The organism is Chrysosporum bergii ANA360D (assembly GCF_029891735.1).
Taxonomy (GTDB): Bacteria; Cyanobacteriota; Cyanobacteriia; order Cyanobacteriales; family Nostocaceae; genus Umezakia; species Umezakia bergii.
This window is the reverse complement of sequence record NZ_JANQDH010000054.1, coordinates 1-12,098: the sequence shown is the minus strand read 5'-3', so window position 1 is coordinate 12,098 and position 12,098 is coordinate 1. Positions and strand designations below refer to the sequence as shown.

Annotated in this window: 11 protein-coding genes and 1 pseudogene; 4 read left to right on the top strand and 8 right to left on the bottom strand. The window is 39.2% G+C overall.

All coding sequences use genetic code 11. The features are described from left to right. Window positions 1–221: 221 nt before the first annotated feature. The 4 genes from NWP17_RS08870 to NWP17_RS08855 form a co-directional block, all read right to left on the bottom strand. On the bottom strand, window positions 222–866 hold the full coding sequence (locus NWP17_RS08870) for a Uma2 family endonuclease (RefSeq protein WP_280654551.1): 645 nt from the start codon (window positions 864–866) through the stop codon (window positions 222–224). A 68-nt stretch (window positions 867–934) separates the two neighbouring features. Next, window positions 935–1,372, bottom strand: a complete 438-nt coding sequence (locus NWP17_RS08865; protein ID WP_280654550.1) for a nucleoside deaminase — start codon at window positions 1,370–1,372, stop codon at window positions 935–937. 53 nt (window positions 1,373–1,425) lie between these two features. Then, window positions 1,426–2,691, bottom strand: coding sequence for an MFS transporter (locus NWP17_RS08860; protein ID WP_280654549.1), 1,266 nt, complete (start codon window positions 2,689–2,691; stop codon window positions 1,426–1,428). Window positions 2,692–2,789: 98 nt separating this feature from the next. Then, entirely contained in the window at window positions 2,790–3,356 is a 567-nt protein-coding gene (locus tag NWP17_RS08855) for a hypothetical protein (RefSeq protein ID WP_280654548.1), read from the bottom strand. 324 nt (window positions 3,357–3,680) lie between these two features. Between NWP17_RS08855 and NWP17_RS08850 the strand changes: the two genes are divergently transcribed. Beyond that, entirely contained in the window at window positions 3,681–4,796 is a 1,116-nt protein-coding gene (locus NWP17_RS08850; protein ID WP_280654547.1) for a ferrochelatase, read from the top strand. Between the two features lie 75 nt (window positions 4,797–4,871). Here the strand turns inward: NWP17_RS08850 and NWP17_RS08845 are convergent, their stop codons facing one another. Beyond that, a complete protein-coding gene (locus tag NWP17_RS08845) occupies window positions 4,872–5,996 on the bottom strand; it encodes an HNH endonuclease domain-containing protein (RefSeq protein ID WP_280654546.1) in 1,125 nt (374 codons plus the stop codon). Window positions 5,997–6,134: 138 nt separating this feature from the next. Continuing rightward, entirely contained in the window at window positions 6,135–6,680 is a 546-nt protein-coding gene (locus NWP17_RS08840; RefSeq protein WP_280654545.1) for an NADPH-dependent FMN reductase, read from the bottom strand. Between the two features lie 278 nt (window positions 6,681–6,958). Between NWP17_RS08840 and ftsH the strand changes: the two genes are divergently transcribed. Then, the gene (gene ftsH / locus NWP17_RS08835; RefSeq protein WP_280654544.1) at window positions 6,959–8,827 is read left to right on the top strand and encodes an ATP-dependent zinc metalloprotease FtsH; all 1,869 of its coding nucleotides are present in this window, start codon (window positions 6,959–6,961) and stop codon (window positions 8,825–8,827) included. A gap of 232 nt (window positions 8,828–9,059) precedes the next feature. Here the strand turns inward: ftsH and NWP17_RS08830 are convergent, their stop codons facing one another. Both NWP17_RS08830 and NWP17_RS08825 read right to left on the bottom strand, forming a co-directional pair. After that, window positions 9,060–9,980 carry an ATP adenylyltransferase family protein gene (locus tag NWP17_RS08830; protein WP_280654543.1) on the bottom strand — a complete coding sequence of 307 codons (921 nt, stop codon included), beginning with the start codon at window positions 9,978–9,980 and terminating at the stop codon, window positions 9,060–9,062. Between the two features lie 118 nt (window positions 9,981–10,098). Then, window positions 10,099–11,127, bottom strand: a pseudogene (locus NWP17_RS08825) (molecular chaperone DnaJ). A gap of 117 nt (window positions 11,128–11,244) precedes the next feature. Here NWP17_RS08825 and NWP17_RS08820 point away from each other — a divergent pair. Continuing rightward, window positions 11,245–11,604: a Rieske (2Fe-2S) protein gene (locus NWP17_RS08820; RefSeq protein ID WP_280654542.1), complete on the top strand. Its 360-nt coding sequence runs from the start codon at window positions 11,245–11,247 to the stop codon at window positions 11,602–11,604. Between the two features lie 215 nt (window positions 11,605–11,819). After that, the coding region (locus tag NWP17_RS08815; protein ID WP_342394004.1) for a VWA domain-containing protein at window positions 11,820–12,098 on the top strand (279 nt) is incomplete at its 3' end.

The following is a 12,098-nucleotide window of genomic DNA, read 5'->3' as shown; positions in this document are numbered from 1 at the left end:
TTATTATGCTCATGGGGCATTAAAGGAGTCATAATTTCTAGTGTTCCCTGGTCATAAGCCAGTCGTGTCCCCCGATGATTTCCCATTTCTGTGAGCATAGTTTCAAAAGTATGCCAACTGATGTTACACAGTGTGGCGCGTTGAGAATTACTCGGTGCTTTGATGACCATAGGATTTATCCTCTGGTTTTCTTCTAGGATATCAGAAGTTAAATTTTGCCATTATTTCTCTGACTGGTGTAGAAAAGTTCTGAGTTCTCGCAGCATTTGACTAGTTCCGTGGTCAATGGCTTTTTGTATCAGTGGGGGAATAAGTTCTGTGATGGGTAAGTGGGGAAACATGGGACTAAGTGCAGATTCTAAGTAGTTACTGCCTTGGAGGATGTAAATATTTAACTGGTCTTTGCTGTAAATCCAGATTTCTGGAACGCCAAGAGCTAGGTATGCGTTAAGGGTGGTTTTTGAAGTTACATCAGATTCAATGGCTAAATCTGGCGGGGGATAAATGTTTAAGTCCATTTGAGTACACCCTTTTACCAGGCTGGCGTTTTGGATGTAAAAGCAAGTATCTGGTTCTACCCCAGCAATGTCTGGACGTTTCAAGGTAGTTGAGCCAAAATCTTCCCAATCCCGTGCTTGATTTTCTAGTATGGTGGTGATGATGTAAGCAATAATGCGGTGGGGACGCTCATGTAATGCTAACGGGGACATGATTTCTAGGGTTCCTCGGTAGTATGCCATGCGAGTGTGACGTTTTTCTCCTAAGTCAGTGAGAAGGCGCTCAAAGTCCGCCCAGGACAAATTATGAATGACGATTTGGCTACCGGGGGTGAGTTCTATGGCTTGGATGGGTATAGTTACTGTCATTTACTCACTTGTTTATGGTATTTTGATTTTCTATGTTTTTCTGGCTGTTCAAATCATTTGGGGTGAGATTAACTCTCATTACCAATATCCTCGTTCCATAGTTGAGGATTATCTGCGATAAATTCACTCATCATTTGTTGGCATTGATCAAGATTAAGGTCTATTACTTCCACACCGTGGGATACCATAAATTCTTTGGCTCCTGGGAAAGTTCTCGATTCTCCAACAATCACTTTTTTAATGCCAAACTGCACTACTGCACCAGCACACAAATAACAGGGCATTAAAGTTGAATAAAGTGTCGTACCTCTATAACTACCAACTCTACCAGCATTGCGGAGACAATCTATTTCCGCGTGGGTAACAGGATAATTGTCTTGCACACGCTTATTGTGTCCCTGACCGATGATTTTACCATCTTTGATGAGAATAGAACCAATGGGAATACCACCTTCTTGTCTGCCTTTTTTTGCTTCTGCGATCGCGATTTCCATAAATTCATCCATTTTTTCATCCTCCCATATATAGAAATAATTGGTATTAGTGAGACTAGTTTTTGCTAAATCACGTCTTGTAAAACTCTGCGGGTGTTTTTCCATGTCCATATACCAACACCTGCTACTACTACACTCATTCCTACTAAAACAATTCGTAGTCCCAGAATATCTGTTAATGGTCCCGTGATGGCTAAGGGTGCTGATAAAGCAATGTTGACGATATGGTTTTGAAAGCCAAATACTTTCCCGTACATAGTAGGTGGTGTGTGGTGTTGAATTAAAGTTTGCATGGGTACGCCAATTAAAGCTGCACCAATACCCAAAAAGGCACTTAGTCCTAAACCTAAAGCTATATTATTGATAAAACTGAACACACCTAAAACTAGGGACATGATTAAAAATCCCATTAAGGGTAAAGGCTTGTGATGAAATTTATTTCCCCAATGACCCAATGTTGCAGCACCAAATACCATACCCACTCCAGCTGCGGCTAAGAAAAAGCCAAATTGTTTTTCTTTTAAACCAAATTCTGCTGCTAGTCTAATAGTCAACACCATTAAAGCGGCAAACACACAATATAATGTAGTGAGTTGCAGCATGGCATTTAATACTAAACGGTTTTTGGTCAGATAGCGCAAACCCGCTTTGAAGTCAGCCCAAGGATTCATTCCACTACCATGGTGGTCATCTGGTTGGTGTTTGGGTCCAAAGTTAATGGGCTGTACAGCTAATGCCGATAATAAGTATAGTCCACCCACAACCATTTCTTGACCATAGCCCTCTCCTAACCAAGTTTTGGCTAAACTTAATATTGGCTCTCCAATGGCAAAGCCCACTATTAAGGCTCCCATCATGGTACTGCTGTAGAGTGCATTGGCTGCCATAAAGTTCTGTTTCGGCACTAAAACAGGAATAGCCGCTTGTTCCGCTGGGGCAAAAAATTGTGCTAAAGTGGAAATGGCAAAGGTTAAAATCAAAAGAATAAAAAATTCTCGGGGCAAAAATGCTATTAGCAGCACTAATAATGTTTGTAATATGTTAGAGCCGACTAAAATAAGTTTTTTAGAAAAGCGATCTACAAAGATACCACCGGCAGAACCAAATAAAATTGCTGGTAATGTAAAAGCTAACATTAATATTGAATACATGGAGTTTTGGGCTAACCCAGCAGGGGGTTGGTAATTCTCCAGTAGGGCTACCATGAGGACGAAAAATATTTTATCTCCTAACTGGGACAACAACTGCCCAATCCACAGTAGGATAAAACCACGATTTTTTAGCAGTGGTCTAAATCCGTTATTAACAGCAGCTGGTTCAGTTGGAAACATGGAAATACCGGGTAATTGTAGATTTTAGATTTGGGATTTTACATTTGGGGATGGCTTTATTTTACTCCTCCTTTCTGCTTCTCGTTTCCGGATTAATTTTATTGACAGGGTTTTAGGACTCGATGCAAAAATTCTCTTGCAGTTAGGCGCACTGGGGGGTGAGAATGTTCCCCAGATGTATCTATCCACCAACCTTGTACCGACTCGGGCGATCGCCACATGGATAAATGCTCAACTGCTGGTTCTGCGTAAAAGTTCCTCTCCCCACTACCTAATAATAAAGAACTCCAGTGGGTAAAGTAATCATGACTCATGCGATATGTAGGAAAGTTTCCCCACAAAGGTACTCCCCAGCCATCTATGGCTATAAAGGCTTTGATTTTACCGCCTAAAAGTTCCCAGGAACAGGCTGCGCCTCCGGCTCCTAATACACCTGCACTAAAGCTAATGAATACCACGGGCGACTTAAGATCATATCTAAGGTGATGGCTTAAAAACTGCAAAATATGCAGTGATGACAAAGCCAATAAACCATGACCAGGAAAAATCAGTATTTTGCCTTGATTGTCTGAGTTTACCCCGTCAGATGCTGAAAGTAAGCATTGTGATATAAAATTTTCTGTTAGGCCTGGCTCATGAATCCCAGGGCAAATGATTATAGTCATGTGTCTCAGATACTAACAGTTGTCTAGTTTCACACCTAGTTGGGACTGCTTAAGGCTCACAGGATATATGAAAACTCGACTTTCACACAAAATAACATATTAAAGCCGGGTTAATAAATTTATTTGTCTCTACTGAGTGGCTGGCAATGATGCCAGTGTACTAGTGTACTTTTGAAGATTTTGATATATTATTGTTAACTTCATAACTACCCTATCCCCCTGGATGGGATAATAAACAAGGATTGAGCAAAGCAATCAAGTTATTCCCTGGCTGAATTGCTTTTCTCCTCTGGTTTATATAGATTTATATTGAGGAACTCCGCAGTGGTTGCAACTCCAGAAAAACAGCAACACACCCACCAGCAGTTATCACGTCAAGATCGAGTAGCGGTTTTACTGATGGGTTACGGTGAGGTAGAAAGCTATGAAGATTTTGCCAACTATAACGAACAGGCTTTAAATCTACTGACTGCAAAATTCGCACCAGTACCAACTTGGATTTATCCGCCTTTGGCAAAACTATTGGCTTTATTTGACCGCCACGAATGGGGACACACACATCATGATTTTATTTCCCCCCACAATGCCATTTTTGAACAGCAACGGGCTGGGATTGAGAAAAATCTGCAAGCCCTCTGGGGAGATAAGGTCAAGGTTTTCAAGGCTTTTAACTTTTGCGCTCCTCACTTACCCCACCAAGTGCTGGCGGAAATTAAAAATCAAGGCTTTGAAAAAATCCTGATTTACCCTTTGTTGGTTGTTGATTCTATTTTCACTAGTGGAATTGCTGTAGAGCAGGTGAACGAGGCTTTAGCTAATATTCCTGATGGGGAGGAACATTGGGTCAAGGGAATGCGTTATATTCCTTCCTTCTATAATGAACCAAGTTACATCAAGTTATTGGCTAAATTAGTTGAAGAAAAAATTACTACTGACTTGGGGGTTGCTTACTTACCTTCCCAAATCGGTATTGTTTTGATGAATCATGGTTGTCCCCACAAAGCTAAAGGCTTCACTTCGGGAATTAGCGAAAGTCAGGTGTTATATGATTTGGTGCGGGAAGAGTTAATTCACCGTTATCCTTTAATTTCTGTGGGTTGGCTAAACCATGATACTCCTTTGATTGAATGGACTTTGCCCAATGCAGAGCAAGCTGCTAGTAATTTGATTCAATTGGGCGCAAAAATAGTGATTTTTATGCCCATTGGCTTTGCTACTGAAAACCACGAAACTTTATTAGATGTACATCACATTATTCATGCTTTGGAGAAAAAACATTCCGGTGTGAATTATGTGCAGATGGCTTGTGTTAACGACAATCCAGAATTTTTAACTATGGCTGCGGAATGGGCAAATACTCACATTGCTGAGTTAATGAATGGGGAGATTATGGCCGTTAATCCCCAATTAGCCCTCAACCATCATCACCATCATCATTAATTATTCTAGGGGGAAAATCATCCCCCTGGTTGATGGCAAATTATGGTAATATTGGCATTTGCAACACGTCTTGTTTTATCTGTAAACCCAATTAGGACTGAAACCTTGAGTAGTTGCTAAAGAGATTAAAGGTTTAACAGTTCTTTCATAAGCATTAGTGAGAATTTCTAAATTTAGTAAATCATCTGGTTGATTAATTCTTAACTCTGCAATAAAAGGTTCAACTTCCTTTAACCATTTGTTACTATATTTTTCTTGATAAATAGTTAAACCTAAATGTTGCAATTTGACAAAATCATTTAAATATTGTTGAGATGGTAAATTATTAGATTTAGAAGAATTAACAGATTGGGTTGTGGGTATTAAATTCCAGAGTTGATCATGAGCAACAAATGACCAAGGAAGATAATGATCTAATGAAATTTCATTTTTATCTAATCGAACCTGAGAATAAATACATTTAATATTTTGATGTTCTAAAATTGTTTTCCAATATTGAGTTTGTTTATTTAAAGAATCTCTTTGTTGTGGTATAAACAATTTATTAACCACATTGGGAATACTAGGGTTTATTTGCTGCATATAATTTAGCCATTCCCAAGATGCCCAACCTCTGACTATTGTATAATTTTGCTCCAAGTATTTTATCCAATCTGGATGTAAATTAATAGCGTTACAATCCTTCTGATTATCAGCATTAAAGCAGTATAATGGCTTTTGTGTGTAAAATTGACTATTGGCTAAATTAATGATAGTTGCGTTAACATTATAATCTTTCAATCCTCTAGTTTCTTGAACAAAAAAAGGACGAATTAAACGATAAGGAACATAACGACATATAGAATCTATGATATCATCAAGATTTTGGTTATTAATAGTCCTACGCAAAAGTTTTTTATCTGTATCTTTAAATTGTAAAATCGGTTCTGTAATTTCTAATTCAAGACTATCTAACTTTTTAACAATTTGGTCCTGTGTTCCAAAGTAAAGTTTAAAATATTGGTAAGGATACCAAGCATTAGCCAAAATTTCACTAATAATTTCTAAAAAGGTAATTGATAATAATTTATCAAAATTTCTTCTTTTAACAATATCTAGTAAAGACAAAAAATAAAGATATTTATAAGAAGTACTTCTTGAATCAAATAATTGTGATAATATTGAGATATTTAAATTATCAGCATTTGGGAGTTGATACATATTTAATTTGGAAAATTTTGGCGAATACTTTGGCGGAAAGTAACAATTAAATCTTTTGGTTTTTCACCAGATATAACCAAACTCGCGTTTATTGGTAAGTTCCTGAGCGAGTTTAGTAAATTAGGTGTTGAGAAAAGTTTAGTCCACCCCACGTAACTTGCGAGTGTTATCTACTAAACTCTGAGCAAATTTATCAAACCGTTGAGAGAGCTTGTCATCTAACAGCTTACCTTCTGGACTAAAAGCGCTCCAGGCTTGTCCAATGGCAATTTGCTCTGGTATGACCCAGCCATGTACCCACCTGACAATGATCCGGAGGTCATTGAGTGCATTGCTATTAGCTTGACCGCCTAATACACTCAGCAGTCCTGTGACCTTATCAGACAAGTGATCAAAACTCATCAAGTCCAGGGCATTTTTCAACACCCCACTAACACCACCGTGATATTCTGGTGTGGCTAAAATTAAGCCATCAGCACTGCTCACGGTATCACGTAAGCGTTGAACGTCTGGATATTCTGGATAGTCTTTGCCACCATTACAAAATGGTAGGTGCAACTGCCGCAAATCCAAAGTTTCCACTTCCGCACCCAAGGCTTCTACCCGTTGTGCTGCTAGTTGTAAGGACAATTGGGTGTAGGAATCAGGTCTTAAACTACCACCAAGTCCAACGATTTTTACCATAGATATCCTGTTAAATCATTTTTTAACCACACCACTACTATATTAATATTAATTTAATTTTTTGAGAAAACGGACTCGTTATGACTACATTTATCAGTGATGTCAATCCAGGTTTTCTCAAAGGGTGACCAGGAATTATGGAATAGATATTGAATGGGGTGAAGTAGAAGTTAGACTAGATCAGAAGACAGTGATTTTCAGAAGAGCGTGATTTTTGCTAGAAAAATAGGCAGGAAACCAGCCCCGTGCTGATGCCGCTAGACAAAAAGGTAATTATTATGAGAAATTCCGGGAAAAAGGCATTGGTAAAACAGCGTTCAGCCGCCCTAGCAGCCAGTTTACTCCTGTTGCAGGGTATTTTTATCGGCACTCCAGCTTGGGGACAAAAACCAGAGGTGAACTCATTAACTTATGGTGAGTTGATCAATAAGTCTCGGCAAGGGAAAGTAAAAAAAGTAGAAATAGACGAAATAGAACAGATAGCTAAGGTTTATCTGAAGGGACAAGAACCAGATGCAGCGCCCATAGAAGTCAAGCTGTTAAAACAAAACACTGAGTTAATTAACACTCTCAAACAAGAAGATGTTGATTTTGGTGAAATTTCCTCTGCTGATAGCCGGGTGGCGGTGGGTTTGTTGATTAACCTGATGTGGATTTTACCACTAGTGGCTTTAATGTTACTGTTCCTGCGACGATCTGCCAATACTTCTAACCAAGCACTGAACTTTGGTAAATCTAAAGCTCGGTTTCAAATGGACGCGAAAACAGGAGTTAAGTTTGAGGATGTAGCCGGGATACAAGAAGCTAAGGAGGAACTAGAAGAAGTTGTCACCTTTCTGAAAGAACCAGAAAGATTTACTGCTGTGGGTGCGCGCATTCCCAAAGGAGTTTTATTAGTTGGACCTCCTGGAACTGGTAAAACCTTACTGGCCAAAGCCATCGCTGGTGAGGCTGGTGTGCCGTTTTTTAGTATTTCCGGTTCAGAATTTGTGGAAATGTTTGTGGGTGTGGGTGCTTCCCGTGTGCGGGATTTGTTTAGAAAAGCTAAAGAAAATGCCCCATGCCTAATATTTATTGATGAAATTGATGCAGTGGGACGACAACGGGGCGCGGGTATCGGTGGGGGTAACGATGAGCGGGAACAAACTCTCAACCAACTGCTGACAGAAATGGATGGTTTTGAGGGTAATACAGGGATTATTATTATTGCTGCTACTAACCGCCCGGATGTGTTAGATGCTGCACTGCTTAGACCGGGACGGTTTGACAGACAAGTAATTGTTGATGCGCCGGATATCAAAGGACGAACGGAAATTTTACAAGTCCACGCCCGCAATAAAAAAATTGATCCTGGTGTATCTATAGAGGCGATCGCTCGGCGTACTCCTGGTTTTACAGGGGCAGATTTAGCCAATTTACTCAACGAAGCGGCAATTCTTACTGCCAGAAGGCGCAAGGAGGCCATCACCAACCAAGAAATAGATCATGCCATGGATCGAGTGGTGGCGGGGATGGAAGGAACAGCTTTAGTAGATAGTAAAAACAAGCGCTTAATTGCCTACCATGAGGTAGGACACGCTTTAATAGGTACTCTACTTAAAGACCATGAGCAGGTGCAAAAGGTGACACTCATACCGAGGGGGCAAGCATTAGGATTAACTTGGTTTACTCCCAACGAGGAACAGGGGTTAATTTCTCGTTCTCAAATTAGAGCGAAAATTACTGCTACTTTAGGTGGAAGGGCTGCGGAAGAAATTGTTTTTGGTAAGCCGGAAGTCACCACGGGGGCTGGTAATGACTTACAACAAGTGACAAGCATGGCCCGACAAATGGTCACCCGGTTCGGGATGTCTGATTTAGGACCTTTGTCTTTAGAAAATCAGAATAACGAGGTATTTTTAGGGCGGGATTGGATGAATAAATCAGAGTATTCGGAAAAAATAGCTGCCAAAATTGATGACCAAGTTCGGGAAATTATCAATAATTGCTATCTACAAGCCAAAGAACTATTACAAAACCACCGCCTGGCTTTGGAATATTTAGTGGATTTGTTAATTGACCAAGAAACTATTGATGGTGAGGTTTTCCGGGAAATAGTTAGTAAATATACTCAACCAGCAAGAGAACAACTAGCCCTCTCTCATTAGCAGAGGAACGGTCGTCGCTAAAAAAAATCCCCTGGTACATTAGCCAGGGGTTAAAATGAAAAATTTTCTAATTAGGATGTTCTTTACATAAGAACAATAGCAATATTATTAATCATAAATGTGCCAAAATGGCAAGAAAAATATTTTATTGTTTTTGTTTTCACTTCATCAGTGTCAATCTCGACTTCAGCGGACAGATTTAATTCGTGGTTTGATGGGTTTTCATTGGTGGTTACAAACCGGCGCTTAATCGTAAGTCATTACCAGGACATGATATAAAACCCACATTTTGCAAAATACTCATTGGACCCTGTTGTTTAATAACCTGCATTTGTTCTTGATTTCGCACCAGCAAAGCCCCAGCAAAACCCAGTGAGTTTACAGATATGGAAGCAAAATCTTCCTGCGATCGCGGTACAACTAACATCCACTCCTTTGTAGCCAAAAGATTGTAAGCCCCCGATTGTTTATTCTTATCAACTGCTGCTAAACCCACAGCAGCTAACAAAGTATGATATAGCTCTAATGTTACTGTTGCAGCCCTTAACGGTGAATCACTCAAATTAGAGTCTAACTTTCCTAAAGCATGAATAAAAGGTAATCCTGGTATACTTGTCACAGAATCCGTGAATTGTGCTGATTTGAGTAAAGGTGTAATAGGTATTTCCAGTCCTGATGGTGTAAGAGGTAAAGGTACCATTTGCAGGTGTTTATGTGGTTGACTTGCTCCAGCCAACTTCCCGCCATTGTAAAAAGCTAAACTATCAAACTCAGCTAAACAAGCCCACATGGCCGCAAAATCATCTAGGGTGAGCAACTTTTCCTGTTCCTCAAAAGCGCGAGTAATAATCAATAAGTGATAGTCAACAACATTGAACTTATTTAGTATACAAACATGAGTCGAGGAAATATCAGCCACAAATAAATCTTTGTCGTAGGGGAGAAAAGGATTACTTTTTTTATCCCGCCGCTTCTCCGTTTCTTTACGACTAAGATTAGATAAAATTCTGACTAAAAATTGTACATTGTCTTCTTCGACAAATTCAAACTCCGTCGGTATTGACAGCAACGCTCCACATTGTAAGGCATATTCCGTTTGTGTTTTGACACTTTGCCATAAAGTGCCTGGTTGCAGTAATATGGGATTAGTCATGACTTAAACACCTGAGATACATAGTAGTGCTAGCATCCTGATGGCTAGATGTACTTCAAATGGACAAAATTCGCTATTTTATTGGTAATAATTGAGCCAGAACCCTTTTATTTTTCTGTTAGAAAAGTATCACTCCATCCCAATCATCTAAAGAACCTTGCTTTCTCTCGCGCATAACCATTGGTCCAGAAACAAATTGTTTCATAGTGATTTTCTGTTCTCGAAAGTCTCGGACAAAATCGCGGATAGCAGCGATAATTTGAACTTCACATTCCACCTGCTCCACCATGCTATCAATAGCATTTACTCCCGATCGCGCTGCTTTACGACAGTCAGAAACCATCACCCCTTCTGGAGTATTTTTAACTAAGCGCAATTCTTGTTTTAATTTATCATATTGATCTTTGAGGATTTTATTTTGTTGTTCTATCTGCATACATTGGCAATTTAAATCATCCGCATTATTAATATCAATATATTTACCTGCTTGATACTGCTGTTCAATTTCCAATAGTCGAGCTAAATCACCCTCTTGGTATGCTTTGTTAACTTCCTTCATGATTTCGGTATGAAGCATTTTAGTTTCACCATCTTTTACCTTGTCTGGGTGAAATATTTCTGCTAAACTGAGAAATGTTTGACGGATTTTTCTAGCTGTATCGGATCTTTTATTACTAGGATAATTTTCTAAGATTTGTTTTTCTTGCCTATGATTTTCCGAGAAATCATCTTCTTGATTAGTTTCAAAAAATTCATCTAATTCTAATTCTGAGTTTTCCTATTGTGGTTGATTAGTTGTTTTAAAACTGATCAGTCTGGATATTTGGAGTTCATAGTAAATTTCTTCAATGTCTTTTTTGCTCTGCTTACTTAATTTTCTAGTAGTTAAGATTTCATCAAATAGAGTATGAATTTCTCTGTCAATATCTACTATTTTTTGGAAATGCAGATAACATCTTTGATATACATCTGTAGCTACAGAACGCATCTGTTCAACCAAGTTTGTTAGTTCCGTGCGTTTCCTCTTAATTTGTTTCAATAGCCACCGATGTTCTTTATCTAAAGCCTCTAGACGGATATGGACAGATGAGAGAGCCAGTGAGGTTGTATTTGACGGCTGGGGACAATATCTTGATTTTTTCGGCATAAAATAGAACTGTCTGGATAAGTTTACATACAGATCCTACCGCTAAAAGATCCAAGCGCTCGCGCTGATCATAATTGCGAGAAACTAAAAACAGAGAACTAACCAAGGAGAACCATTGTGACCTGGACCAAAGTACTTACAGCCGATACCTTAGCATCAGATGGTAGACAATTAGTAAAAGTTGGCAAACGAAAAATTTTAGTCATCAATCACAAAGGTCAGCTTTACGCAGTAGATAACACCTGTCCTCACTTAAAAATGCCGATGAAAAACGGCAAAATAACCGAAAGTGGAGCAATTCTATGTCCTATACATCGTAGCGCCTTTGACCTACTTAGTGGTGAAGTACAAGAATGGTGCCCTTGGCCACCAGGTGTAGGCAAAGTCATGGGGATGATTGCAGAACAAAAGAAACTACCAGTATTTCCAGTGCGCGTGGAAGAAGGTAGTATTTGGATTGACCTACAACCAGAATAGCAGGTTGAGTATTTTCGGCGATCGCCCACTGCTAGTCTAACTCCAATCAAAGGCGATCGCCTACCACCCTTTTAAATTTTTTATTTTGAATTTAAAATTTTCTAAAATTTTAGAAAAACACCGTACACACCATTAATTTTTTCCTCCCCCCTATACCCCAATCAATCCAGTGTTATACTCAGAGTACAAACTTATTTGTAGTAAATCAAAACATCATGTCACAAGACAGAGACTACACACTGATCATAGATAAAAGCGGTAGCATGGCCACCCCAGATCAAAAAGGTGGTAGAACCAGATGGGAATCAGCACAAGAATCCACCTTAGCCTTAGCCAGTAAATGCGAGCGATTTGATCCAGACGGCATAACAGTATATTTATTTTCCGGCAGATTCAAACGTTATGACAACGTTACATCTCATAAAGTAACACAGATATTTCAAGAAAACGACCCATCAGGTTCCACAGACCTAGCATCCGTCTTGCAAAATGCA